Annotated in this window: 20 protein-coding genes and 1 pseudogene; 5 read left to right on the top strand and 16 right to left on the bottom strand. The window is 75.6% G+C overall.

Going from position 1 to position 25,513, the window contains the following annotated elements; translation table 11 throughout:
* The 6 genes from I6A60_RS34705 to I6A60_RS34680 form a co-directional block, all read right to left on the bottom strand.
* Positions 1-943, bottom strand: a 943-nt coding sequence (locus tag I6A60_RS34705) for an amidohydrolase family protein (protein ID WP_203055797.1), incomplete at its 3' end; no start/stop codon positions are given.
* A gap of 13 nt (positions 944-956) precedes the next feature.
* On the bottom strand, positions 957-1,097 hold the full coding sequence (locus I6A60_RS34700; RefSeq protein WP_203017203.1) for a hypothetical protein: 141 nt from the start codon (positions 1,095-1,097) through the stop codon (positions 957-959).
* 20 nt (positions 1,098-1,117) lie between these two features.
* Positions 1,118-1,558: a CBS domain-containing protein gene (locus tag I6A60_RS34695; protein ID WP_203017200.1), complete on the bottom strand. Its 441-nt coding sequence runs from the start codon at positions 1,556-1,558 to the stop codon at positions 1,118-1,120.
* A 265-nt stretch (positions 1,559-1,823) separates the two neighbouring features.
* Positions 1,824-4,289 (bottom strand): ABC transporter permease, encoded by a 2,466-nt coding sequence (locus I6A60_RS34690; RefSeq protein ID WP_203055796.1) that lies wholly within the window; start codon positions 4,287-4,289, stop codon positions 1,824-1,826.
* Positions 4,286-5,014, bottom strand: coding sequence for an ABC transporter ATP-binding protein (locus tag I6A60_RS34685; RefSeq protein WP_238436867.1), 729 nt, complete (start codon positions 5,012-5,014; stop codon positions 4,286-4,288). The genes I6A60_RS34690 and I6A60_RS34685 overlap by 4 nt, the downstream gene beginning before the upstream one ends.
* Entirely contained in the window at positions 5,011-5,544 is a 534-nt protein-coding gene (locus I6A60_RS34680; protein WP_203012094.1) for a PadR family transcriptional regulator, read from the bottom strand. Before I6A60_RS34680 ends, I6A60_RS34685 begins: the two co-directional genes overlap by 4 nt.
* Before the next feature lie 154 nt (positions 5,545-5,698).
* On the opposite strand from I6A60_RS34680, the gene I6A60_RS34675 reads away from it, so the two are divergent.
* The gene (locus tag I6A60_RS34675; protein ID WP_203012093.1) at positions 5,699-5,992 is read left to right on the top strand and encodes a helix-turn-helix domain-containing protein; all 294 of its coding nucleotides are present in this window, start codon (positions 5,699-5,701) and stop codon (positions 5,990-5,992) included.
* A 33-nt stretch (positions 5,993-6,025) separates the two neighbouring features.
* Here I6A60_RS34675 and I6A60_RS34670 read toward each other — a convergent pair whose 3' ends face one another.
* The 3 genes from I6A60_RS34670 to I6A60_RS42280 all read right to left on the bottom strand — a co-directional run bounded on the left by I6A60_RS34670 (position 6,026) and on the right by I6A60_RS42280 (position 9,389).
* On the bottom strand, positions 6,026-6,220 hold the full coding sequence (locus I6A60_RS34670; RefSeq protein ID WP_013424897.1) for a DUF5703 family protein: 195 nt from the start codon (positions 6,218-6,220) through the stop codon (positions 6,026-6,028).
* Positions 6,221-6,464: 244 nt separating this feature from the next.
* Positions 6,465-7,724: a mannosyltransferase family protein gene (locus tag I6A60_RS34665; RefSeq protein WP_203055795.1), complete on the bottom strand. Its 1,260-nt coding sequence runs from the start codon at positions 7,722-7,724 to the stop codon at positions 6,465-6,467.
* Positions 7,725-8,690: 966 nt separating this feature from the next.
* Positions 8,691-9,389, bottom strand: coding sequence for a glycosyltransferase family 39 protein (locus I6A60_RS42280; protein ID WP_307874013.1), 699 nt, complete (start codon positions 9,387-9,389; stop codon positions 8,691-8,693).
* 462 nt (positions 9,390-9,851) lie between these two features.
* Between I6A60_RS42280 and I6A60_RS34655 the strand changes: the two genes are divergently transcribed.
* A complete protein-coding gene (locus tag I6A60_RS34655) occupies positions 9,852-11,444 on the top strand; it encodes a glycosyltransferase (RefSeq protein ID WP_238436866.1) in 1,593 nt (530 codons plus the stop codon).
* A 191-nt stretch (positions 11,445-11,635) separates the two neighbouring features.
* On the opposite strand, the gene I6A60_RS34650 is transcribed toward I6A60_RS34655, so the two are convergent.
* The 4 genes from I6A60_RS34650 to I6A60_RS34635 all read right to left on the bottom strand — a co-directional run bounded on the left by I6A60_RS34650 (position 11,636) and on the right by I6A60_RS34635 (position 17,539).
* Positions 11,636-13,495 (bottom strand): glycosyltransferase family 39 protein, encoded by a 1,860-nt coding sequence (locus tag I6A60_RS34650; protein ID WP_307874012.1) that lies wholly within the window; start codon positions 13,493-13,495, stop codon positions 11,636-11,638.
* A 92-nt stretch (positions 13,496-13,587) separates the two neighbouring features.
* Positions 13,588-15,756: an AAA family ATPase gene (locus tag I6A60_RS34645; RefSeq protein ID WP_203055794.1), complete on the bottom strand. Its 2,169-nt coding sequence runs from the start codon at positions 15,754-15,756 to the stop codon at positions 13,588-13,590.
* Between the two features lie 93 nt (positions 15,757-15,849).
* Entirely contained in the window at positions 15,850-16,713 is an 864-nt protein-coding gene (locus I6A60_RS34640; protein ID WP_307874011.1) for an SCO1664 family protein, read from the bottom strand.
* 82 nt (positions 16,714-16,795) lie between these two features.
* The gene (locus tag I6A60_RS34635) at positions 16,796-17,539 is read right to left on the bottom strand and encodes an MSMEG_4193 family putative phosphomutase (protein ID WP_203021980.1); all 744 of its coding nucleotides are present in this window, start codon (positions 17,537-17,539) and stop codon (positions 16,796-16,798) included.
* A 221-nt stretch (positions 17,540-17,760) separates the two neighbouring features.
* Here I6A60_RS34635 and mshC point away from each other — a divergent pair, with 221 nt between their 5' ends.
* Together mshC and I6A60_RS34625 are read left to right on the top strand one after the other, a co-directional pair.
* Positions 17,761-19,041, top strand: a complete 1,281-nt coding sequence (gene mshC, locus I6A60_RS34630; RefSeq protein ID WP_203041913.1) for a cysteine--1-D-myo-inosityl 2-amino-2-deoxy-alpha-D-glucopyranoside ligase — start codon at positions 17,761-17,763, stop codon at positions 19,039-19,041.
* Between the two features lie 2 nt (positions 19,042-19,043).
* Positions 19,044-20,027: a DivIVA domain-containing protein gene (locus I6A60_RS34625; RefSeq protein WP_203041912.1), complete on the top strand. Its 984-nt coding sequence runs from the start codon at positions 19,044-19,046 to the stop codon at positions 20,025-20,027.
* 31 nt (positions 20,028-20,058) lie between these two features.
* On the opposite strand, the gene I6A60_RS34620 is transcribed toward I6A60_RS34625, so the two are convergent.
* Positions 20,059-20,829 (bottom strand): HAD family phosphatase, encoded by a 771-nt coding sequence (locus I6A60_RS34620; RefSeq protein WP_203021982.1) that lies wholly within the window; start codon positions 20,827-20,829, stop codon positions 20,059-20,061.
* A 401-nt stretch (positions 20,830-21,230) separates the two neighbouring features.
* Here I6A60_RS34620 and I6A60_RS34615 point away from each other — a divergent pair, with 401 nt between their 5' ends.
* Positions 21,231-22,082 (top strand): PAC2 family protein, encoded by an 852-nt coding sequence (locus I6A60_RS34615; RefSeq protein WP_013424886.1) that lies wholly within the window; start codon positions 21,231-21,233, stop codon positions 22,080-22,082.
* Between the two features lie 89 nt (positions 22,083-22,171).
* Here I6A60_RS34615 and I6A60_RS34610 read toward each other — a convergent pair whose 3' ends face one another.
* Both I6A60_RS34610 and I6A60_RS34605 read right to left on the bottom strand, forming a co-directional pair.
* On the bottom strand, positions 22,172-24,796 hold the full coding sequence (locus tag I6A60_RS34610) for an ABC transporter permease (protein ID WP_238436865.1): 2,625 nt from the start codon (positions 24,794-24,796) through the stop codon (positions 22,172-22,174).
* 3 nt (positions 24,797-24,799) lie between these two features.
* A pseudogene (locus tag I6A60_RS34605) lies at positions 24,800-25,513 on the bottom strand (hypothetical protein); the annotation flags it as partial.

The raw sequence follows: 25,513 nt of genomic DNA, 5'->3' as shown, positions 1-25,513 counted from the left end.
CGACCGGGGTCACCGGCCCGCCGAGCGCGGCGGACGCCGTCGGGCAGTGCGCGACCCGCACGTCGCGGCCGGCCAGCAGCGCGACGCCCTCGGCGTCGACGGCTGCGGCGTGCGCGCCGAGCAGCCAGGGCCCCAGCAGGCCGGCGGCGTCCAGCTCGGCCAGCGGCGCCGCGGCCGCGCTCGGCGGCGACGCGGCCAGATGGGTGCACAGCGGCACCCGCCGGCTGCGGGCCAGCTCTACGACAGCCGGGCGCAGCCCGGGAGACGCCATCTCCGGCAGCTCGGGGGCCGGGCAGACGACGACCCGCCCGCCGGCCGGGAACCGGTCCATCAGCGCGCGCAGCTCGCCGAGCACCCGGCCGGCGGGGGCGACCAGGCCCGACGGGTCGACGCCGTGCGCGGCGGCCGCCTCGGCCAGCGCGGGCGGAAGGGTGTCGCCGAGCATCCGGGCGAGGACGACCCGGCCGCCGGCCTGGCGGTACGCGTCGAGCGTCGCGTCGGCGCAGTCCAGGACGTGGCCGGGCGCGGCCCCGCCGGCCACCCCCCAGTTGTCGCAGACGGTCGTGACGCCGGCCCGCTGGCTGGCGAACGCCGACAGGGTCGCGGCCAGGCGGGCGTCGTCCGGTGTCATCGCGGCGACGCCGCGGTAGTAGACGCCGAACAGCCAGCCGGGGAAGTCGGCCGGCCGGGCGGTGCTCGCCCGCAGCAGGTAGTCCATCGAGTGCTGGTGCGCGCTGACCAGCCCCGGCAGCACGACGTGCCCGGTCAGGTCGACGGCCTCGCGGGCGTCGGGCCGGGGGTCGCCGGGGCCGCCGACGGCGGCGATCCGGTCGCCGTCGACGGCGACCCAGCCACCGTCGAGCATGCCGGAGCCGCCGTCGGGCCCGGTGGGGCCGTCCATGGTCACCACGGCGGCGGCGGAGTGCAGCAGGAGATCGGCCATGACGCGCCGGACCCTACCTCGCCGAGATTTCGCCGCCATGGCCCCAGACGTCGGGATGGCCCCAGACGTCGGGATGGCCCCAGACGTCGAGGTGGCCCCAGACGTCGAGGTGGCCCCGGACGGCGAGGCCGCCCGGGCGGCGGGCGGCCGTCACGGCGGACCCCGCCGCGCTGGTCAGAGGGGGCGGTCGGCCGGGCCGGACTTGACGGCCTCGACGAGCTGGCCGAGCTGCGACTCGGACAGCTGGCCGCAGGAGGCGAGGTCCGCCTCGCTGATCATGCCGACGAGCCGGTGGTTGTCGATCACCGGCACCCGCTTGACCCGCTTCTCGCTCATCCGCGCCAGCACCTGGTCGAGGTTGGCGTCGGCGTCGACGTAGAGCGGGGTCCCCTGGGCGAGCGCGCTCGCCGGCGTCGTGCCCGGGTCGCCCCCGGAGGCCAGGCACCTGATGACGATGTCGCGGTCGGTGATGATGCCCTGGAGCCGGTCGTCCTCGCCGCAGATCGGCAGTGCGCCGACGCCGAGGTCCCGCATCTTGCGGGCGGCGTCGAGCAGCGTCTGGGTCGATCCGATGCAGGTGGCGTCCCGGTGCATGATGTCGCGTGCGGTGGTCATGTGGCTCCTCTGCTGGACGGCTCCGGCCGGACGCCAGTGGCCGGGTCGGGGGCAGTGGCTGGCGGCGGCCGGTGCGATGGTCGGCGGCGGGCGCGGCGGCACTGACCGTCCGGGCCGCGTCCCTGGCGCCGTCGCCGGGTACCGGCGGGCCGCCTGGGTGATACCCGCCCGCCGGCCGCCAAGCCGCGTGACCTTCAGGCCTGTCCGGCCCGTCCGTCCGGGGCAGGTGGCCCGGGGCGCTGGCCGGCCGGATCCGGCCTCGGCGTCACTCGCTGCGCAGCCCGTCCGGACGCATCAGCCGGCGCAGAACCGGCAGGCTCGCCGCCGTCGTGACCAGCACCGCACCGACCGCGGTTGCCGCGACCGTGGCGATGTTCACCCAGTCGAAGCTGGTCGGCAGCCCGACCAGGCGCAGCAGCGCCGACCCGAGCCCCATCCCGACGCCGACGGCGACGGTGACCCCGAGCGCCATCGGCACCGCCGTCTGCCACAGCACCGACGCCGCCAGCGTCCGGCCGCGGGCCCCGAACGCGACGAGCACGGCGAGCACCCGGCGTCGCTCGCGCAGCTGCTCGACGATGCCCACCAGCAGGCTCGCCCCGATCAGCGCCAGGACGGCGACGATCCCGACGTACATCACCATGCGGACCTGCCCGAACAGCGGGAGGACCAGGTCGGCGTCCCGCCCGTACACGGTGGCGAACGGGTCGACGGCGGCGACGGCGTTCTGGACCCGGTCGAGGCCGTCGGGGAGGTCGTCCGGCAGGTCCGCGTAGGCGGTCACCGTCAGGGCGTCGAGCACCCCAGAGGGGAGCGCGCCCGGGGTCGCGAGCACCGCGGTGTAGCTCGGGCTCCTGGGCAGCGCCGGCACGGTCCGGGCACCGGCCGGGATCGTCCAGGCGCCGAGCGACTCGGCGCCGGGCGTCCCCAGGGTCACCCGGGTGCCCGGGCCGGGCAGCACGCCGCCGGGCGCCGGGAGCCAGCCCGCGGCGGTCGGGTCGGTGCTCAGCGGGGGAGCGCCGGGCATCGCTCCGTGCGGTCCGGCGACCGGCTCGGCCGCGAGAAAGACGTCGCCGTCGGCGCACGAGGGCAGCGTCGCCAGCGTCCGCAGGGTCGCGCAGCTGGCGACGGCGAGGCCACCGGTCAGCCCGTTGTCCGTGGCGCCGCCGGCCTGCTCGGCGCTGCTCACGGTCCCCGACGCGAAGGACCACACCCGACCGACGCCGGCCACGCCGGCCAGCCGCTGGCCCAGCGGGGTGGCGGTCGAGCCCGGGGTCTCCGTCTGGATGAGCAGCCGCGTGGTGCCGGCCTCGGCGCCGGTGGGAATCGCGGTGTCGGCGCGGGCGGTGAAGCGGTGCTCGGCCGCGGTGAAGACCATCTGCAGGGCGATCGCCCCGGAGACCGCGACCGAGATCGCGGCGACCGCCCGGACCGTCGTCGCGTTGTCGAGCTGCAGCCGCCGGACGGCCAGCTGCCAGGCCGGCGGCCCGCCGCCGAGCCGGCGCAGCGCCGCCTCGACGACCCACGGCAGCAGCACCGCGACCCCGGCGAGGACGAGCACGACGCCCGTGGCCAGCTGCGCCGTCGTCGTGCCGGACAGCGCGCTCGTGCCGGTCGCGTGCACCGGCCACAGCAGCGCCAGGCCCAGCAGTGGCAGCAGCACCCGCCACGCGACCCGGCGGCGGGCCGGCCGGCCCCGGTGCACCACGCCGAGCGGCTCGATGACGACCCGGCGCAGCGAGAACAGCGTGACCGCCACCGCGGCCAGCGGGACCGCGGCGACGGCGATCACCGCCAGCACGAGGCTCGGCCGGATGTCGCCGGCGTAGACCCCGGTGCTGAACGGGATGACGTGCTCGGCCAGCGGCCGGGCGGCCGCGAACAGCGCCGCGCCGGCCAGCAGGCCCGCGAACGCCCCGACTAGGGCTCCGCCGGTCGCGATCCGCCGCGCCATCCAGGGGTCGGCGCCGACCAGGCGGACGGCGGCGAGCTGGCGGTCGCGGGCGTCCGAGCCGAACCGGACGGCCGTCGCGGTGAACGCCCCGATCGGCATCAGCAGTGCCACGGCGATCACGACGATGAGCACCGTCAGCGCCTGCGGCACCGGCAGCGAGGCCGGCGGGGTACCGAAGTGGTCGATCCGGGCGGTCTCGCCGGCCGGGTTCGGCTCGGGCAGGGCGCCGCGGGCAGCGCCCAGGTAGACGTAGAGCTCGTTGGGTCCGGCGAGGCCGGTCCGGCCGATCTCGGCGACCCGCTGGTAGGGCAGCCGCTCGGCGAGCAGCGCGCCGCGCGGCGAGTCCAGCAGCCGGGCCAGCGCGGGGGAGACGGCCATCTGTCCCGGCCCGGGCAGCGCGGCGAGGCCGGGCGGCACCGGCGGGTGCGCCCCGTCGGCGGCGACGACGGCGCCGTCGATGGTCTGCCCGTGGGTCCGCGTCTCGTACGCGCGGATCAGCGCGGTGGCGTCGGTGCGCGGGGCGGCGGCGTTCGAGATCCAGGTGCGGGCGTCACGCCGGTGGTCCCGGTCGGCGAGGATCGACGGCGCCGCCGCGGCGACGAGCAGCAGCGCGACGCCGAGCCCGACTCCCAGGCCGGTCATCGCGGCGCGCAGCCAGGCTGTCCGCCCGCCGGCGAGGGACAGCCTCGCGCCGAGCAGCAGCTCGGTCAGCCAGCCGCGCGGGCCCGAACCGGCGAGCTCGCCGACGGGCCTGGTGGGGGCGGTCGTCGTGCTCATCCGGCGGTGTCCGTGGTCCGGCCGTCGCGCAGCACGACCTCCCGGTCGGAGTAGGCCGCGACCCGGGCCTCGTGGGTGACGAGCACGACCGCGGCGGACGTCTCCCGCGCGGCCGCGGTGAGCAGCCGCATCACCTGCTCGCCGTTGAGCGAGTCCAGCGCCCCGGTCGGCTCGTCGGCGAAGACGACCTTCGGCTCGGTGACCAGCGCCCGGGCGACCGCGACGCGCTGCCCCTGGCCGCCCGAGACCTCGCCGGGCCGCTTCGCGGCGACGTCCTCGACGCCGAGTCGGCCCAGCGCCGCCAGCGCCCGCGCGCGGGCGGCCCGCCGGCCGACTCCAGCCAGGCGCAGCGGCAGGGCCACGTTCTCGGCGCAGGTCAGCTCGGGGACGAGCTGGCCGAACTGGAAGACGAAGCCGAAGTCGCCGCGGCGCAGGGCGCTGCGGGCCGACTCGGACAGCGCCGAGAGGCGGTGCGGGCCGTAGTGGACCTCGCCGGCGTCCGGGCGCACGATCCCGGCCAGGCAGTGCAGCAGCGTCGACTTGCCGGAGCCGCTCGGCCCCATCAGCGCGACGACCTCGCCGGCGTCGACACGCAGGCTCGCCCCGGCCAGGGCCGTCGTCGCGCCGAACGCCTTGCGTACCTCGACGGCGGCCAGCAGCGAGTCCGGGCCGGCCGGGGGCGCCCCGGCGAGCGTCGCGGTGGGGGCGTGCTCCTGGGCGGTCATGACCGCGCCTCCTTGATCTCGGCCGCGAGGGCGTCCAGCCGGGCGGCGGCGGTCTCCAGGAAGCGCAGGTCCGCCTCCAGGTGGAACAGCGCGTGGTCGCAGACCAGCTGGTCTGCCAGGTCGCCGTCGAGCTTGCGCCGGGTCAGGGCCCGCATCGCCGTCAGGTGCTCGGCGCGCTGCCGGTCGAGGATGTCGGCGGCCGGCCGGCTGGTAAGCAGCGCGATGACGAGCTTCGTGTACAGCCCGCTCTGCAGGTAGAGCTCCGGACGCTCGGGCTGGGCGAGCCACTGCTCGACGTCGGTGACGCCGGCGGCGGTGATCGCGTACCGCTTGCGGTCCGGCCCGTCGCCGGGCGTGACGCCGTCGACCTCGACGAGGCCGCTCTTCAGCAGCCGCGACAGGGTCGCGTAGACCTGGCCGTAGTGCAGCGGCCGGTCGTGGCCGAACCGTTCGTCATAGCCGCGCTTCAGGTCGTAGCCGTGCCGGGGCCCGGTCTCCAGCAGCCCTAGCAGCGTGTGTCCGATCGACATGCGCCGAACTATACATCGCATGTATACGCGACATGTATACGACCCCGGGCCCCGGCGGTCCGTCAGCCGTCGCCGCTGGAACGCCATGCAACGGTGGTGTTAACGGGACCGGCGCGCGGGGCGGGATAACTACCACGGGATTAGGATGCTTCGCATGGTGCGGACACCGCTGACCAGCCACGAACGGGCGCGCGGGGAACGGCTCGGGGCTCTGCTGCGGGCGGCGAGAGGCGAGCGCAGCATGGTGCGCGTCGCGGAGCTGGCCGGCGTGTCGGCCGAGACGATCCGCAAGATCGAGTCGGGCCGGATCCCGACCCCGGCGTTCTTCACGGTCGCCGCGCTGGGCGCCGTCCTCGGCATCTCCCTGGACGAGATCGCCGCGGCCTGCGGCCATGCGGGTGACGTCGCCGACGCCTTGGAGTACGTGGCGACCCGCATCTCGGCCTGACCTCGGCCGGACGACCGCCCGGGGGCTGGGCCCCTAGGTCGGCAGGTAGCCGGGGAGGCTGCCCGGGCGCCGGCGGCGGCGCAGCACGACGCGCCGGGAGCCGTCGGGGAACAGTCGCAGCCGGTGCAGCTCCCAGTCACCGAACTCGGCATGCATGGTCAGGACCTGCTGCGCGGTCCGGCGGTCGGTGCCCGCCGGCATATACAGCCGCTGGTACTCCAAATCCATCCGCATCCTCCGAGGGGAACGGACGCCTCCAGGTGAGGCCGCGTCCTTGCCGGCCGTCGGGCCCGCATGGGCTGACCGGGACCGGCGGGGTAAGTCGGTGTCGACACGGTAACGGCCGGGTAGCCCGCCGGGGCGTGTTTCGGGTGCACTCGACGAACCGGTGACGCGTCCCACGGTGTGGTGTCCGCCCAGGCTGGCGGCCCCGTCACGGCCCGTCGCGACGGCACGTGCGCCAGGGTGGTCGCTACGGCACGTACGCCAGGGTGAAGGCGAGGGTCGCGTACACGGTCATCGTCGCGGTCGACGCGGTCAGGACGAGTGGCCAGACGGTGCGGTGACCGGCCACGAGGGCCGCGACGAACAGGAACGGGAACGCGCCGAGCAGGTAGCGCTCGGTGGAGTCCAGGTTCGAGCCGGTCAGCACGGTCAGCAGGATCAGCCCGCACCACGCCGTGTAGCTGACCGGCAGCCGCCGCGCCATCACCACCAGGCCGGCGATCGCCAGCAGCAGCCACGGCACGTGCAGCGAGGTGCCGACGTTGCCGTGCAGGGCACCGGTCGCGGCGTGCCAGACGACGGAGACCGGGTTGCCGGTCGCGCCGTGGCGGGCGGCGTCGCGCTGCATGGTCAGCGGCGCGAGCCCGTCATGGTAGGTGGCGGCCGACCAGGCCAGGTAGATCCCCGCGCCGGCCGCGGGCCCGACCGCGGCGGCCAGCCGGGCGAGCCAGCCGCGCGGCCCGGCGCCACGGGCGCCACGGGCGGCCTCGATCGCCATCGGCGCGACCAGCAGCAGACCCAGCGGACGGCACAGCCCGCTCAGCAGACCGGCCACGGCGGCGAGCCCGAACCGCCCGCTGCGAGCGGCGAGGAACGCCCCGACGGACAGCGTCAGCGCCAGCGCCTCGGCGTAGCCCATCACCAGCACGAACGCGGGCGGGGCCAGCGCCGACAGCCAGATCACCCGGCGGACCGTCGCGTCGTCGAAGCCCTCCTGGCTGGCGAGGCGCGCGAGCAGCACGGTGAACACGAACGCGAGCGCGTTCACCACGACCAGCAGGATCGCGCCCTGGTGCCCGACGACGGCTCCCAGCACCCGCACGGTCATGGGCAGCAGCGGGAAGAACCGGCGGCTCTCCTCACCGGCGCCGCCGTAGCCGTGGGTGGCGATCTCCTGGTACCAGCCCGCGTCCCAGCCGAGCAGCCCGGTGTGCTTGAGCACCCCGTGGTTGTCGGCGACCGAGCCGACCAGGAAGTGCACCAGCCCGAGCGCGGCGGCGACGACGATCCGGCCGCCGACCCACGCCGCGGCCGCCTCCCGCAGGTACCAGCGGTCCACGAGGCCACCGCCCGGCCCGGGACCGGTCAGGCCCTGGCGCAGCGGCGGGCCGGAGCCGTCCGGCGGGTCGGCCGGTGCGCTGACGGCGCCGACGGCCGTGTCGGCGTCGTCAGCGGGCCGCCGGGCCGCCCGGTGCGCGCCCGGCTGCCCGGTCCGCAGCGCGGGCATTACGGCTGGTACCGCACGAGCTGGTAGTTCTCGTAGACCTTCGCCGGCTCGCCCTGCCCCATCTCCAGCGTCGCCTTCGGCCGCAGGTCGCGCAGCTTGTCCTGGATGTCCACGCACAGCGTCTCGTAGGTCCGGTAGCTGTTCGAGTCGGCGAGGAAGATCTGGTGGTCCGGGCCCGCCTCGGCGACGGCCCGCTCCGCGAGGGCGACCGGGTCGGCGGCCTTGTTGCGCTGCTCGTAGTCGACCCAGTTGACCCGGTCCGGCGGCGCCCACGTCGGGATCAGATGGGCCTTCAGCCCGGCCGGGATCGTGCGGGCCAGGCCGGGGCCGAGCTGGTCGGGGCAGACCAGCAGCACGTCGCCCGGCTTGGCGTCGATCCGCAGGTGCGCGGCGGCCTCGTTCGCCTGGGTGCGCTGCATCCTGACGTCGCTGAAACCGCCGACGACGCCGGCCAACGCGCAGATCACGACGGTGACCCGGAAGAACCGCTCGCTGCGCACGACCGTCGCGCCCAGGCCGATCACCAGCAGGAACGGGACGAACGCCGTCGCGGTGTACCGGTCGGCCCAGGCGTTCCCGACGACCTGCCCGGCGGTGACCGCGACGAACAGGGTGCCCGTCGAGAGGAAGAACAGCGTCCGGGCCGGCTCGGAGCCCTTCAGGTCGAACAGCACGAACCGCCCGCCGAGCCCCCGCCCCGCGATGCCGAGCGCCACCAGGCAGGTGACGAACAGCAGCAGGATCCGGCCGACCGTCGACGGTCCGCCGGCCCACTGCCCGTAGGCGTGCGAGATCGCCGCGTAGCTCGCCGGCTCACCCCACGGCGTGCCGGTGTGCTTCGACTGGAAGCGGAACTCCGCGAGCCACGGCGAGAAGACGATCGCGCCGCCGACGATGCCGGCGAGCGCGGTGAACGCGCCGCGGCGGCCGCCGGCCGGGAACCGCGGCCGGCGCCCGGCGGCGGCGTCACGGGCGGCGCCGGCGAGCGCCGAGTGCCGCGCGGAACAGGAACGACGGGCGCCACCACAGCAGGACCAGCCAGCCGCCGACGGTGAGCAGCAGGTACAGACACCAGTAGTGGGTGAGCGCCAGCCCACCGGCACACAGCGAGACGTACACGGCGGAGAGCAGCGACGGCCTGCGCAGCGCCCGCTCGACGGCGAGGCCGCCGAGCGCCGTCAGCAGCACGATCAGGCTGTACATCCGGGTCTCGGTCGCGAACCGCAGCGCGAACGGCGAGGTGATGTACAGCACGACCGAGACCTGCGCGGCCCTGGTCCCGACGAGGCGGCGGCCGAGCAGGAAGAGCGGCCCGGCGGCGGCCAGGTTGAACAGCGCGGACAGCGTCCGCACCGCAACGTTGCCGGTCCCGAACGCGCTGACCCAGAAATGCAGGAACAGGTAGTAGAGCGGCGGCGAGCCGTCCTCGCGCAGGCCGGTGAACATCGTTGGCCCGTGGCCGGTCAGCGGCAGCTTCGCGATCGCGACGCTCTGCGCCTCGTCGAGCCACAGGTCCTGACTGGCGGAGAACCGCACGAGCACGGCGGCGGCCAGGATGACCAGCATCACGGCCTGGAAGATCCGGTCCGCCCGGGTGGGGCGCCTGTTCGGCGTGTCGACCGGCTCGGGGATGCGCTCCGCCGGCCGGACCGCGACGTCCGTCACGGTCTGTCCTCTCCGTCCCTGTCCGTCGGGGGCGTGCGCCACCCGCTGGTCCTGCCGAGTCACTGGTCCCGCCGAGTCACTGAATCCCGCAGAGTCGCTGGTGTCGACGGCGTCCCACAACGGCCCGCGTCCCCCCGACGCGCCGCCGCGTCTGCCGAGGTCGGGACCGAGGGGCAGGGCACGGTGGCGCGACCGGCAATGGCCGGTGTGCGGGCCCAGTCTCGCACGCGTCGCCAACACGACACGGCCGGCCCCTGCCTGGTCGGGGCGGCACGCAGTCCTTCCGTACCAGTCGTGATCGTCCCGTCGCCTCGGGTGCGTCCGGCAGGGCCGCCGACCGCGACCGGGCCGGCGGCCGGCGGCAGCGCAGCAGCCGGCCGCGGTGTCAGTGCCGGTCTCGGCGGCGGAATGGCGAGACGCCCGGTCGCGGCCGGGTCCGCCCGGGTCTGGCATGGTGCCGTCATGGCCACTCCCGTCCCCGAGGCGCGCGCCGTGCCGCTGCGCGCGACGGCCGAGCCACCTGAGCCGGTGGCCGAACCAACCGGGCAGCGGGCCGAGCCGGTGGGCGGGCCGGCCGCGCCGACGGCGGCGCGGGTCGCCGGGCTGCTGGCCGGCTGGGCCGCGCTCTCGGTCGGGATCGCGGCGAAGGACGGCCGTTACGGCGGCTACGCGATGGCGGCCGTGCTCATCGGGTGGGCCGTCGTCGCGGCCACCGTCGCCCTGCTCGCCGGCAACGGCTCGGCCGCGAGCGTCCTCGGCCGGCCGGTGCGGCTCGCCGCCCGGCGGCTCGGCCGCCCGACCCCGTGGCTGTCGTGGCAGGTCACCTGGGTCGCCGTCGCCCTGCTCGTCGGCCTGGGCCCGCCGCTGCGCCACCCGCACTACTACGGCCACGGTGCGTTCGTCGGCGTCGCGAAGTGGCTGCAGATCACCGCCGGTCTGCTCGCCGCCGTCGGCGTGCTGGCGGCGCTGGCCCGGCCGTCCCGCCCGGCGAGCCCGGCGGCGGCGTGGGTGTGGGCGGCGCTGCGCGGCCGGCGGGCGTTCACGGCGGTGCTGCTGCTGGCCACGGGCGCGGGTATCGCGACCGTGCTCGCCGCGCCCGATCCGCAGATCGACGTCTTCCACCTGCTGCAGGAGTCCTCGGCGGGTCTCGGCGACGGCGTCAACATGTACCACCAGGTGTGGGCCACGGGCCGGCCCGGTGACCTGCACGGCGGGCTGACCGACGTCTACCCGTACCTGCCGGCGACGTCGATCCTCCTGGCGCCGTTCCGGCTGCTGTTCGGCGACGTCCGCTACGGCCTGCTCGCCGCGCTCGTCGTCGCCGTCTGCGCGGCCCGGGCGCTGGCCCCCCGCGCGGCCTCGGCGCCCTGGATGCCGGTGCTGCCGCTGCTCGTGCTGATCTTCCCGTCGTACTGCTACTCGCTGGAGCAGTCCTGGACCGAGCCGCTGCTGGTCGGCTGTCTCGCGGTGATGATGTGGGCGGTCTGCTCGGGCCGGGGCCTGCTCGCCGTCGTCGCGTTCGCGGTCGCGCTGGCGACCAAGCAGCACGTGGCCCTGCTCGTCCCGGTGGCCGCGGTGTGGCCGGCGTTCGGGCCGCGCCGGACCGCGGCGGCCTGCGGCCTGGGCTTCGCGATCGTCGCGCCCTGGGTGCTCGACGACCCGGCCGCGTTCTTCCACGACGCGGTCCGGGCGAACCTCGACTACCCGGTGCTCGACCATTCGCTGTCGGTGCCCGGCTGGGCGGACCACTACGGCATCCACGTCGGCTTCGGGGTGACCGCCGTGGCCCTGGCTGTCGCCTACCTGCTGGCCTGGCGGGCCCGCGGCGACGCCACCGGTTTCGCGGCCGGCGGCGCGCTGGTCCTGCTGACGGTCGTCGAACTGAACAAGCAGTCCTTCTTCAACCACTACACCCTGCCCATGGCCCTGCTCATCCTCGCCACCGCGACAACCCTGGGCCCCGGCGACGACCCGGCCCGGACATCGGCTTCACTCGTGCGCCAGCGCACCGCTCACCCATTAGAAGCAACCGCGACGCAGGACCAGACGCCCTGACGCGCAGGAGCCGGGCGACGGCAGCGTGAGGTGACCAGGGCTCCCGACAGCGCACCGCGACCAGAGGTCCCGACCCTGGATACGCGTCTGCCTCGTCTATCCCCCTCCCGCCAGGTTCAGCTTGGAGAGGGCGCTCAGCGCCCGAACCGGCTGAGTGGGCCAGCGGGCGCTCCGCGCCCGTTCTGGCCCACTCAGCGCAGCGTGGAGAAGCGTTCGAGGCCGGCGCCCTCGAACAGGGGCAGCTTGGTGACCAGGACGCTGCCGTCCCTGACGACGCCGAGCTGCTCGGAGACCAGGCTGCACGAGCTTTCCAGGAACTTGTAGCCGTCGGCCTTCACCAGGAAGATGGCGTGGTCCGGGCCGGCGACGGTGTTCATCTGGCGGGCGAAGTCGGCGCCGTTGGCGCGCTGCATCCGGGCGGCGTAGTCGACCCAGTCGACCAGTGCCGGGCCGCTCGTGTCGGCGTAGGAATACTCCCGCAGGTCGGTCTCGCCGAGCCGGTTCAGCGCCCGGAAGACGGCCGGTCCGAGCTGGTCCGGGCAGAACGCGACGACGTCACCCGGCCGGGCCTGGGCGGCGATGGCCGCGGCGATCTCGCCGGCCTGGGTCCGCTCCACGCGCGACAGCTGGAACCCGCCGATCAGCCCCGACAGCGTCGCCACGACCAGGACGCCGCTGCGCCAGCGCCGCGAGGTCAGCAGCGAGAGCCCCAGCGCGGCGAGCATCAGGCAGGCCGGCAGCGAGATGCCGGTGTAGCGCTCGGTGTAGGCGCTGCCGCCGAACAGGTTCACGACCCACGCCAGCGTCAGCGGCACCAGCCACACGGCCGCGAGGTAGCGCCCCGGCATCCGCCCGGAGATCTTGACCGCCAGCTCCCGGCCGTTCGGCCGCGCGGTCAGGCCCAGCAGTGCCCCGCCGAGCAGGATCAGCCCGAGCAGTGCCCCGGTCGACTGCGGGCCGGCCCAGTCGAACACGGTGTCCAGCAGGACCTGGGCCTGCACCCGCGGTGCCCACGGGGTGCCGGTGTGCAGCATCTGGAACAGGAACGACGGCATCCACGGCGCGAACAGGATCGCGGACGCGGCCATCGCGGCGAACGCCCGCAGGGTCGGGCGCTGGTAGGCCGCGCGCCGCCGGGACTGCAGCAGCAGGAACGCCGCGACGGTGAAGACCAGCAGGAACGTCCAGTAGTGGGTGTAGACCAGCGCCGCGGTCGCCAGCGTCACCAGCGCGAGGCGACGCACCGACGACTTCTCGAGCGCCCGTACCACCGCCAGCCCGAACGCCAGCGCCAGCAGGACGACCATCGAGTACATCCGGGTCTCGCTGCCGTACCGGATCGCGTACGGGGAGCTGGCGAACAGCAGCAGCGTCGCCCGGGCCACCCGCCGCGGTGTGCCGGCGTCGCCGTTGCCGTGCGCCGTCGCGAGCGCGCCCGCCCGGATGCCCGCGACCCAGGCGAGCGGCAGCGTCGCCAGCGACAGCACCCCGGACAGCGCCCGCACGGCGACGTCCCCGTCACCGAAGATCTTGATCCAGACGTGCAGCAGCAGGTAGTACAGCGGCGGCGACCCGTCGTGGCGCAGCGCGGTGAGCAGCCCGCCGACGGGCCGGCGCGCGATCTCGACGGTCAGCGCCTCGTCGAGCCACAGGTGGCTCGGGGTCGCGAACCGCAGCACCCCGCCCACCAGCACGGCGAGGCCGATGAGAACGACCGGTGCGTGCCGCCAGGCCCGCGCCGCCAGCGGGCTGGCCGCCACCCGCCGGGCGAGCCGTTCCACCGGCGCCAGCGCGCCGGGGATCGCCCACGGCCACCCCCCGGTGGCCGGGTCCGCGCTCGGTGGTGCGACGCGGGCGTCGGTCGCCGGATCGCCCAGGCCGAGTTCGCCGGGCAGCGCCGGGACCGGCGCCAGTGCGGTGCCCGGGTCCGGGTCGACGGGCGCCGCCTGGCGGGGCACCGTGGCGGTCGCCGTGCGTGGCGCGTTCGGGTCGAGCGCCGGCTCGTCACCCGACGAGAACAGGGCCGGGGGGGTGGAAGGGTCGATGGTCACCCCAGGCACGCTACCCAGGCCCCACCGGCCCCAACGTTCCCGCCATCCCTGCCCGCGTCCAGTTGGCCGGGAGGCGGCCTTCGCGTCGCCGCTCACCCGACCGGCTCGGTCTCGCGGCGGGGCGCCGCCACCGCGTCCAGCTCGTCGTCGTCGCCGTCGGGCTCACCCAGCTCGGCCCCGGCCAACAGGGGCGCGAGCAACGTCACCCGGCGTCGGCCGCCCGCCGATCGCACCGCCTGGCGCAGCGCGGGGCCGTTCACGCACACGACCGACAGGTGGCCGCGGGCGCGGGTGATCGCGGTGTAGACCAACGGGCGGTTGAGCATCCGGCCGGCCTCCGGTGGGAAAACGGCGATGACCGCCGGCCACTCGCTGCCCTGCGCCCGGTGCACCGTGACGGCCCAGCCGTGGCGCAGGTCGCCGAGCGCGGTCGCCGGCACCTCCAGCGTCCCGCCCGGGAACGTCACGAGCAAACCGCCCCGGTCCGCGAGCTTCGTGACGACGCCGATCTCGCCGTTGGCGAACCCGACGTCGAGGTGGTTGGCGGTCGCCACGACCCGGTCGCCGACGTCGAAGCCGCTGACCTTGCCGGGGCCCGGGTTCAGCCGGTCCTTCAGGGCGGTGTTCAGCGCGACCGTGCCGGCCGGGCCGGCGTGCACCGGGGTGACGACCTGCACGTCGGCCGGCACGATCCCCAGCACCCGCGGGATCGAGTCGGTGACCAGCTGCACGACCCGGTGCGCGGCCTCGGCGGCGGACCGCGCGGCGACGACGACCACCTCCCGGTCCTCCCCGCCGGCCGGCGGCGGCAGCTCGCCGCCGCGCACCGCCGTCGCGAGCTGCGCGATCGCCCCGCCGGCCGACTGCCGGTAGAGCCGGCCCAGCTCGGTGACCGGCACGACCCCGGACTCGATCAGGTCGGCGAGCAGCTGGCCGGGGCCGATGCTCGGCAGCTGCGCCGGGTCGCCGACGACCAGCAGGTGGGTGCCGTCGGCGAGCGCCTCGATCAGCGCGGCGGCGAGCTCCGCGTCGACCATCGACGCCTCGTCGACGACGACCAGCTCGGCGTCGAGCGGATAGTGCTCGCCGCGGGCGAACCCGCCGCCCTTGCCCTGGGCGCCCAGCAGCCGGTGCAGCGTGCTGGCCGGGGTGTCGCACAGCTCCTCGAGACGTTTGGCGGCCCGGCCGGTCGGCGCGGCCAGCGCGACCTCGGCGCCGGCCGCCTGGGCGAGCCGGACGACGGCGGCGACGGTGCGGCTCTTCCCGGTGCCCGGTCCGCCGGTCAGCACGCTGACGCCGGACTCCAGCGCGAGCCGCGCCGCCGCCAGCTGAACCTCGTCGAGGCCCGCGACGGCGGCGTCCGCACTGTCGTCGGCGCCTGGCGCGGGCGCGGGGTCGGCCAGCGCCGCCGGCCCGTCGCCCGCTCCCGCCTCCCCGCCGGCCGCCTCGCCGTCGTCGGGGTCGTCGCCTAGCCCGAAGTCGAGCTCGGCGGCCTGGTGGCTCTCGTCGTCGTCGTCGGCCGCCGCGTCGGCGCCGGCCTGGGCGGCCACGCCCGTCGGCTTCGCCCGTCGGCGCCGTGGCTCGCCGGGACGCATCGGCTCGGCGGTGGCCAGCAGCCGCTCCACGCCGTCGGCGACCGCCTGCTCGGCCATCGCGTAGCGCTCCAGCCCGACCCGGTCGCCGACGGGCAGCAGCCGCCCGTCCTCGACCGCGCTCTCCAGCGCCGCCGCCGGGTCGGGCACGCCCTCGCGGCCCGCGCCCGTCAGTAGCGCCTCGACCGGCCCTGCCGTGTCACCGGCCCGCGACGCGGCCTGGGTGAGCAGGTGGACGAGCACCCCCGGCCCGCGCCGCGGGTCGTCCCGGGCGAGGCCCATCGAGCGGGCCAGCCGGTCGGCGTGGGTGAGGTCCGCCTCGCCGCCGGCGAGCAGCGCCCACGGGTCGGCGCGCAGCTCGTCGGCCGCCGCGGCGCCGAGCTCGTCGCTGACCCCCCGGGCCAGCCGCACCGGCAGGCTGGCGGCGGCGAGCAGGCCGGCGACCTCGTAGCGGCCCGTCGACGCGCGGAACGCGTCCAGCAGCCGGCGCGCCCGCGGCCCCGTCATCCCCTCGACGGCCGACAGCCGGGCCAGGTCGACGTCGGCGGGGGAGCGGATCCCGGCGGCGGGCAGCCGCTCCGCGCTGGTCCGCCCGAGGCCCGGCCACAGCCCCGCCGCGCAGAACGCGGCGAACAGCGGGTCAGGGACAGGTGAGGACGCCTCCGGCATGCCCGAAGCGTAACCAGCGACACTGTGTATCCAGCGACACTGTGCGGCGATCTGAGCCACGACCGCGAGACGACGCGGCCCACCGGAGGACCGCTAGAACGGCGGCCAGGGGATCGGGGGCCAGTCGTCGGACGGCTGCGGGAAGCGCTCGCCGGCGCGTAGCCGGTCGATCCTGGCGCGCAGGGCGGCGACCTCGGCGCGGGTGAGCAGGTCGTCGAGCTGGTCGCCGAACGGGCCGGCCAACGCCGCCGCCAGGTCGTCGAGCAGGGCCCGCTCGGCGGCGTCGAACCGCTTGCCCCGCCAGTTCCACAGCACGGTCCGCAGCTTGTCCTCGCCGTGGAACGTCACGCCGTGGTCGATCGCGTAGACCCGGCCGGACGGGGCGGGCAGCAGGTGGCAGCCCTTGCGGTCGGCGTTGTTGATGACCGCGTCGAACAACGCGATCCGGCGCAGCCGCCGGTCGCCGCCCTGAACCAGCCGGACGACGTCGACCGTCTCGTCGACGTCGATCCACAGCTGGGCCATGCCGATGCCGAACGGCCCGTCGCGCAGCACCGTCGGCGGGACCAGGCCGGCGCCGAGCTGCTCGGACAGGGCGTAGGCGGCGACCTCCCGGGCGGCGAGGGTCCCGTCGGGGAAGTCCCACAGCGGCCGCTCGCCGCGCACCGGCTTGTACACGCAGCGGGCCTCGACCCCGCCGCCGCTGATCGCGCAGAACAGGGTGGCGTTGCTCGCCTCGACCAGGCGGCCCTCGATCGAGATCTCCCCGGTCCGCAGCAGCGCGAGCGCGCCGGCCGCGTCCAGCCCCCCAGCGTCGCTGGGCTCCAGGCACGACCGGCCGGCCGGACCGCCCCGCGCGGCCGGCAGGACCGGGCCCGGGGCGGCCGTCTCGTCAGGAGCGCGGCCGGCGCCGCCACCGTGGGCCGCGGAGGTGGGGCCGCTCACTGCTGGGTCCACCGTCCTAGTCTCCCGCCCCCGCCTGGGGATCTTCACAGCTGTGACGAGACGCACTCCGCGTGCCGTCACCGCGGTTCATGGCTCAGGCCGGGGTGAAGACGCCCGCGCCGCCGCCGACGACCGACTCGCTTGCCTCGCCCTCGGCCGCCTCGGTGACGGCCTCGCCCTGAGCGGCCGCCTCCTTGGGCTTCGGGAGCAGGTCGTCGACGGTGCCGCCGAGGTCGTTGACCCGCAGCACGAAGGGCCGGGTCTCGGTGTAGCGGATCACCGTCAGCGAGCAGGGGTCGACGTTGATCCGGTGGTACATGTCCAGGTGCATGCCCAGCGCGTCGGTGACGATCGCCCGGATGACGTCCCCGTGCGAGCACAGCAGCCAGGTGGCGTCCGGGCCGAGCCGGGCGTTCCAGTCGCGCACGGCGGCGACACCGCGAGCCTGGGTGTCGCGCAGCGCCTCGCCCTTCGGACCGGGGAACGTCACGGCGCTCGGATGGGCCTGCACGACCTTCCAGAGCGGGTCCTTCGCCAGGACCGCCAGCTCCTGGCCGGTCCAGTCGCCGTAGTGGCACTCGCCGATCCGGTCGTCCAGCGCGACGGTGGGGCGAGCCGCCCCGTCAGGCCCGACGGCGGCGATCTCGCCGGCGGTCTGCGCGCAGCGGTCCAGCGGGCTGGAGACGACCGCGTCCAGCGGCACCTTCGCCAGCCGGCCGGCGACCGCCTTCGCCTGCGCCAGGCCGCGCTCGTCCAGCCCCACGCCGGGGGTCCAGCCGAGCAGCAGCTTGCCCGTCAGCGCGGTGAGCCCATGCCGTACCAGCAGCACTGTCGTCACCGCGTGCCTCCCGAGTCCGGTCCGCCCCGGTCGCGGGCCGGCCGGGGACCTCACCGTACCGACCGGGTCCGCGGGCCGGGCCCGTTCCGGGCGTCCCCCGCCCCGCCGGGCGCCGCGGCGGGCCGCCGGGCCGGGACCGGGGGAATCCACCCGAAGACCGACTTGATCGTGGGTGTCCGGAGTGCCCCGGACACCTCCTGGCCCCGGCTACGCTGGCTGACATGCGGTCCTGGCCAGCCTGTCCCCTTCCCACCCTGCCCGGACGGGGTCAGCGGCCACGCCTTTTCGACACCTCGGGCGGCCGGCTGGAGCCGGTCGGCCCCGAGCTGCCCGCCTCGGCAGGCACCGACCGGCCGTCGGTGTCGATGTACGTGTGCGGGATCACCCCGTACGACGCGACCCACCTGGGCCACGCGTTCACCTACGTCACCTATGACCTGCTGAACCGGGCGCTGCGTGACGCCGGCTACCAGGTCCGGTTCGTCGAGAACGTCACCGACGTCGACGACCCGCTGCTGGAGCGGGCCGCCCGCGACGGTGTCGACTGGACCGACGTCGCCGCCCGCGAGACCGACCTGTTCCGGGCCGACATGACCGCGCTGCGGGTGCTGCCGCCGGACCACTACGTCGGCGTCGTCGAGGCCATCCCGCTGATCGTCGAGATGGTCGGCGAGCTGGTCGCGGCCGGTGCGACGTACACCCTCGACGGCGACGTCTACTTCTCGGTCGCCGCCGCGCCCCGGTTCGGCTATGTCTCCGGCCTGGACGCGGCCGCGATGCGCGCGCTGTCCGCCGCGCGCGGCGGCGACCCGGACCGGCGCGGCAAGAAGGACCCGCTCGACCCGCCGCTGTGGCGGGCCGAGCAGCCCGGCGAACCGAGCTGGCCGTCGCCGTTCGGCCCGGGCCGGCCCGGCTGGCACATCGAGTGCTCGGCGATCGCCAGGCGCTACCTGGGCGACGTCATCGACGTCCAGGGCGGCGGCGAGGACCTGGTGTTCCCGCACCACGAGTGCTCCTCGGCGCACGCCGAGGTCGCCACCGGCCACAACCCTTTCGCCCGCCGGTACGTCCATACCGGCATGGTCGGTCTCGACGGGCACAAGATGTCGAAGTCGCGCGGCAACCTGGAGCTCGTCTCCCGGCTGCGCGCCCGCGGTGTCGCGCCGGCGGCGATCCGGCTGGCGCTGCTGGCCCACTCCCACCGCGAGGACTGGGAGTGGACCCCGGCCGAGCTGGCCGCCGCCGAGGCCAGGCTGGGCCGCTGGCGCGCGGCCGTCGAGCTGCCCGCCGGCCCGGACGCCACCGGGCTGCTCGCCGAGGTGCGGGCCGCGGTGGCCACCGACCTGGACACGCCGACGGCGCTCGGCGCCGTCGACCGCTGGGCCGCGACGGCGCTCGATGGCACCGGTGGTGGCGACACGGCCGCGCCTGAGCTGACCCGGATGCTCGTCGATGCGCTGCTCGGTGTAGACCTTGGAAAAGTGGACACGAACGGGAGCTGACGATGGCGCAGGGTCACCGCGACCCACCCGGGGACGGGTCGGCCGCGCCGCGCGCCGAATTCGACCTGGTTGCCCGTGGGTACGACCCCGCACAGGTCGACGGGTACATCAAGGCGTTGTGGCGTTACTGCGCCGACCTGACCGCGCGGGTCGCCGCGGCGGAGGCCGCGCTGCGCCATGAGCGCGACCGGCGTTCCGCCGACGTCCTGACCGACCCGGCGCAGGCCGGCGTCCGGATCGGGCGGATGCTCGCGATCGCCCAGCAGATGTCCGACGAGATCGTCGGCGGTGCCCGGCTGACCGCCGAGCAGACCCTCTACGACGCGGTCCGCGACGCCGGGGCGACGCACCCGATCGTCCAGGAGGCCCGCAAACAGGCCGACAAGCTGCTCGCCGAGGCCGCCGCGGAGTCCCGCCGGCTGGCCCAGGAACGGCACGAGGACCTCGAGGCGAAGATCGTCGAGGCGGCGGCGACGCTGGAGGCGGTGCGCCGCCAGCAGGGCGAGCTGCTCGGCGCGCTGCTGCGGCTGCGCGGCATGGTCGGCTCCGGCGACTTTGAGCGCACGGTGGCCCAGCTGGCCAGCTCCGGCGCCGACCCGCGGGCCGCCGACGCGGCGAGCTCCGGCCCGCGGCCCGCTGCCGGCCCGCACCCGGCGGCCGGCTCGCACTCCGCCGCCGGCTCGCGCGCGACCGGAGAGGGGCCTGCTGGCGCGGGACCCACCGGCGCTGGCGCCCCGCCGCCGCGATCGGCGCCGTCTGGGCCGACGGGGGCCGGGTCCGCGCGCCGCGCCGCCGCCGGCAGCCCGTTATCCGGCGGCGGGCGACGCGTACCGCACGGCACGTTCGCGGCCGGCGCTGATGTGCTGGACGGCGAGCTGTACCCGGTCGAGGCCACACCGGTCAGCCCGCCGGCGGGTCCGCCGCGCGCCGCGGACCAGGAGATCATCGACGTCGAGATCGTCGCCGACGGCGATCCAGCTCCCTGACGGCCGCCCGTCGACCGCGGTCTCGGGCCGCCTAGCTCGCGGCGGCCGGCACCAGGCCGGCGAGGAACCCCAGCGTCACGTCGTGCAGCGTCTCGGCGCGCAGCAGCAGGCCCGCCAGCTCGGCGGTGTCGGCGTACCCGGGCCCCACCGGGGCCGTGACGGCCAGCGCGGACTCGGTGGTAGCCGCGACCTCGGCGAGGGTCGGCAGGTCCGGCATCGACGGCACCAGGACCGTCACGCAGCCGGCCCGCAGGCCGGCGAGCGCTCCCGTGGTGCTGTCCTCCAGCACCACGCAGCGGGCCGGGTCGACGCCGAGCGCGGCCGCGGCGACCAGGTAGGGGTCGGGGTACGGCTTGCGCCGCGCCACCTCGTCACCGGCCACGGTGACGGTGAAGAACTCCCGGCCGAGCGTGTCGAGCACCGGTTCCATCAGCGACCGGAACGACGACGACACCAGCGCGGTCGCCATTCCGGCCTCCGACAGCCGGGCCAGCAGTTCGGTCGCCCCCGGCCGCCGCTCGACCAGGCCGGGGGTGCGGAAGAGCTCGACGGTGCGCTCCACCAGGAACCGGCCCGCGTCGGCGGGGTCCGCGTCGACCCCGAGCATCGACAGCATCAGCGGCACCGCGGTGTCGATGCCGTGGCCGACCATTGCCTGCTTCATCCGCGGCGTGAACTCCCGGCCGTACTGGGCGGCCAGCTCCTCCTCGGAGATCGTCCACAGATGCTCGGTGTCGACCAGCAGCCCGTCCATGTCCAGCAGCACCGCCGCCGGCCGGGCGGACGTCTCGGCAGCGGACATCTCGGCAACGGTCACAGGGCGTCAGCCAGGGTGGGGCGCACCCCGCGAGCCTATCGACGGCACCCGCCGCCACCCTGTGACCGGCCCCATGCCTGGACGGGCCCCACCACCGACCGCCGGGCGGGGAGCGGGGCTTGAAGGGTGGGACAAATCGGGCCTCTCGGGCGGGCGGCCGGGACGAGCCAGCCATACCGGGCTGTCGGTGCGGCGCGACCGCGCCCGGCGCGGCAGACTTGACCGGGGCGCCGGCCAGACCGCGGCGCGCCGCGGCCAGAAACGCCCGCCAGCGGGCGCATTCGTTCGATCCGGGGGGATACTGACCTCTCCTCGGGCAGATCAGCCGGGAAGACGTACGGTGGCTCTGTCACGAGAGCCGCCGGCCTGGCGGCGGGAGGTGGTAGGTGATCGAGTTCTCCGGGGTCGGGCAGCTCCGGTCGCCGGTCGTGGTCGCCGCCTTTGAAGGGTGGAACGACGCGGCCGACGCGAGTTCCGCGGCGGTGGAGCATCTGGAGACGATCTTCGGTGCCAGAGTCATCGGGGCCATCGACCCGGACGACTACTACGACTTCCAGGTCAACCGCCCGACGGTGAGCGGCGTCGAGGGGATGGCGCGGAAGATCTCCTGGCCGACGACCCGGCTGTCGGTCGCCCGCCCGCCGAAGTCGGACACCGACCTCGTGCTCATCCGCGGCCTGGAGCCGAACATGCGGTGGCGCGGCTTCACCGACGAGCTGATCGAGGCCGTGCACGCGCTCGGCGCCGACATGGTCGTCACCTTGGGGGCGCTGCTGGCGGACTCGCCGCACACCCGCCCGGTGCCGATCAGTGGCACCGCCGGCGACCCGGCGACCGCGGCCCGCCTCGGCCTGGAGGCGTCCCGGTACGAAGGCCCAACTGGCATCGTCGGTGTCTTCTCGGACGCCTGCGCCCGCGCGGAGCTCGCGAGTGTCTCGTTCTGGGCGGCCGTCCCGCACTACGTCGCGAACCCGCCGTGCCCGAAGGCGACGCTCGCGCTGCTGCGCCGGGTCGAGGACCTGCTCGACCTGGAGATCCCGCTCGGGGACCTGCCCGAGCGGGCCCGCCAGTGGGAGCGCCAGGTCGACGAGCTGGCCGCTGGGGACACCGAGGTCGCCGAGTACGTCCGCTCGCTGGAGTCCCGCGAGCCCGAGACCGCGCTGCCCGAGGCCTCCGGCGACGCCATAGCCCGCGAGTTCGAACGCTACCTACGCCGCCGGGGCTCTGCCGGAAGTTAACCCGGCAACGGAACCAACGAAGGTGCCGGCCCCATGCCAGCGCGACACCCGGATTTCCGGCTGTCGGGCATCACACGTTGGGAGGGCGCTCAGCGCCCGACAGGCGGGTCGGCCGGCGGGCGCGCAGCGCCCGGTCCGGACGACCCGCCCAAGGGGGTCGGGATGGGGTGCAGGGCGTTCATCCGGGCGGCCCGCAGGGCGGGGGCGAGCGCCGCGACGACACCCAGGATGCCGCCGAGGATCAGGACGCCGACGATCGTGGTGACCGGGTAGGCGAACGTCGTGATGCCCTGGCTCTTCAGCGCGGAGACCAGGGCCCAGCCGAGGAAGCTGCCGACGCCGACGCCGAGCGTCGCCCCGAACATCGCGATCACCACCGACTCCAGCACGATCACCAGCCACATCTGGCCGCGGCGCAGCCCGACCGCGCGCAGCAGCCCGATCTCCCTGGTTCGCTCGATCACCGACAGGGCCAGCGTGTTCACGATGCCGAACAGCGCGATGATCACAGCGAGGGCGAGCAGCACGTACACCAGGCCGATGAGCTGGTCGACGGTCTTCTCCTGCTGGGCGACGAACCCGGTCTGATCGGTCAGCAGCAGGTTCGGAAAGGGCTCGACGACCTTCTGCAGCGCCGCGAGGACGGTCGCGGGGTCGGCGCCGGGCGCCCGTTTCACCAGCACCATCGCGTCCGCGGTCGACGGGGTGTGCTTGGCCCACTCCGACGTCGACACCAGGAACTTCACCAGCGTGCTGCTGCCGGTGAACGTGGCGGCGAGGGTCAGCGTCGCCGCCCCCGTCGTGCCGAAGCTGACGTGCACCGGCTGCCCGACGGCCAGGTGCAGCCTGGACGCCTGGGCGTCGTCCATCGCGATCTGCCCGTCGCCGAGCGTGAGCTTCCCGGCGGTCGTCCGCAGCGCGAACACCGACGCGACGGCCTGGGGGTCCGCGGCCAGCACGCTCACCGGGCCCTTGATCCCCTCGATCGTGATCAGGCCGCCCCGGATCGGCACGACCCCCTTCGGGGCCACCCCGGGCAGGCCGGCGATCGTCTGGGCGACCGAGTCGTTGATCTTGTCGCCGGTGTTGACGGTGTTGAGGAAGTAGTCGGCGCGCAGGCTGTTCGAGACGGTGTCGTGCACCGACTCCTTGATCGACTGTCCGAAGATCGCGAAGGCGCTGACCAGCGCCAGGCCGACCATCAGCGCGGACGCGGTCGCCGAGGTGCGCCGCGGGTTGCGCATCGCGTTCTGCAGGCCGATCCGGCCGGTCACCCCGAACAGCCGGGGCAGGCCCGCCCCGATCACCCGGGTCACCGGCCGGGCCACCACCGGCGAGAGCGCCGCGATTCCCAGGAAGATCGCCACCGCGCCGCCGCCGACCAGACCGGCCCCGCCCGACCTCGACAGTCCGTAGACGACCATGGCGGCGCCCAGCGCCGCGCCCGTCATCCCCGCCGCGGCGCGGGTCCGCAGCGACCGGGCCGGGATCGTGTACGTGTCCCGCAGCGCCGCGATCGGCGGCACCGTCGCCGCCTTGTACGCCGGGACGACGGCCGCGGCCGACGTGACCAGCACCCCGACGGCGTAGGCGACGACGGCGGTGCGGGCCCGGAACACCGTCCCGCCCGGCGGCAGGATCACGCCGAATGCCCCCATCGCCGCGTGCAGCAGGTGCGCGAGCGACACCCCGGCGACCAGGCCGATCGTCGAGCCGACGACGCCGACCAGCAGGGCCTCCGCCTGCACCGAGACCCGCACCTGGGCGCGGCTCGCTCCGAGCGCCCGCAGCAGCGCGAGCTCCCGGACCCGCTGCGCGACGAGCATCGTGAACGTGTTGAAGATGATGAAGGCGCCGACGAACAGCGAGATCCCCGCGAAGATCAGCAGCATCGTCGACAGGAACGACAGGGACTGCTTCACGGTGTCCTCGTGCCCGGCGGCGAGGGCCGTGCCGGTGATCGCCTCGACGCCCTGCGGCAGCACCCCCGACGCCTGCACCTTCGCGGCCAGCGCCTGCTGTGTCACCCCCGGCTTCGCGGCCAGGAAGATCGCGGTGAACGTGTCCGGCTGGGTCAGCAGCAGCCGCTGCGCGTCGGGCGTCCAGAACGCGGTGACCATCGCGCCCGACGAGCTGTCCTGCCCGCCGGTGCGGAACGTGCCGACGAGGGTGAACCGCTCGGTCGGGTCCCTGGTCTGCTGCCCCGTCGTGATCACGTAGAGGTGGTCGCCGACCCGCAGCCGTGCCTGGTCGGCGGTGCCCTTGTCGACGGCGATCTCGTCGGTCGCCTTCGGCGCGCGGCCGTCGGCGATCGTCTCGGTCGACGTCGGCCGGTCACCGGTCCAGTTGATCCCCTGCGGGGCGGCCGTGCCGTTCTGGATGAGCTTGCCGTCCGGGCCGATCAGCCGCGCCGACCCGCTGACCTGGCCGACGGCGTCGGCCACACCGTCCACCTTCGTCCGCAGCGCGGTCTCCAGGGCGGCCGGCAGCAGGGCGCGGTCGTCCGTGTCGGCGGTGGAGACATGGTTGATCCCGCGGACGGCGACCGCGACGTTCCTGGTCTGCGCGGCGAACGACGAGTTGAACGTCGCGTTGAGGGTGTCCGTGAGGACCAGCGTGCCGGCGACGAAGCTGACGCCCAGCACGACGGCCAGCGCGGACAGCAGCAGCCGCAGCTTGCGCGCGAACAGGCTGCGCAGCGTGGCGCGCAGCATCGCCTACCTCCAGCTGCCGGTCGGGTAGCCGCCGGCCTCGTAGTCGCCGTCGGGCTCGTCGTCGCGCCACCCGCCGGCCACGCGTCCCTGCCGGGTGCCGCCGTGACCGTTCGGCGCGTCGTAGCCGTTCGGCTGGTCGTAGCCCTCGGGAGGGTGGTAGCCGTTCGGCTGCTCGTAGCCGCCGGTCACCTCGACCGCCGGGCCGTACCGGTCGGGCTCCTGGCCGTAGCCGTCCGCCGGGTAGCCTCCGCCCGCCGGCGCGCCGCCGTACCCGCGCTCCGGGTACCGGCCGTCGTCGCCGTACCCGTCGTCGGCGTACCGGTAGCCACGCGGGGCGGCACCCGCGTCGTCGCGCGCGGCCGGGTAGCCGCCGGGGACGGCGGTGTACTCGCCGGTTTCCTGGGCCGCCTCCTGGTAGGGGGCAGCGGGCTGGGCTCCGCGCGCCGGCACACCTCCCGTGGCGGCGCGCCGAGCCGCCGAGCCGCCGGTGGTCCCTCGGCGCGGGGCCGCCCCACCGGTGTCGCGGCGGGGCGGGTAGCCGCCGGTGTCGCGCCGCGCCGGCGGGAGCTCGCCGGTCTCGTCCGCCGGGTAGCCGCCGCCGCGGGCCGGTACCGGACGCTGGCCGCGGGTGCCGCCGGGGGCGCGCCGCGCCGGCGTGCCCCGGCCGCCCGTCGCGGCCGGGCCGTCCGCGCCGTAGGCGCCCCGGCCACCGAGGGC

Source organism: Frankia sp. AgB1.9 (assembly GCF_016786355.1).
In the GTDB taxonomy this organism is placed as follows: domain Bacteria; phylum Actinomycetota; class Actinomycetes; order Frankiales; family Frankiaceae; genus Pseudofrankia.
Note: the sequence above shows the minus strand (reverse complement) of the source record. Positions and strands in the feature narration are given on the sequence as shown.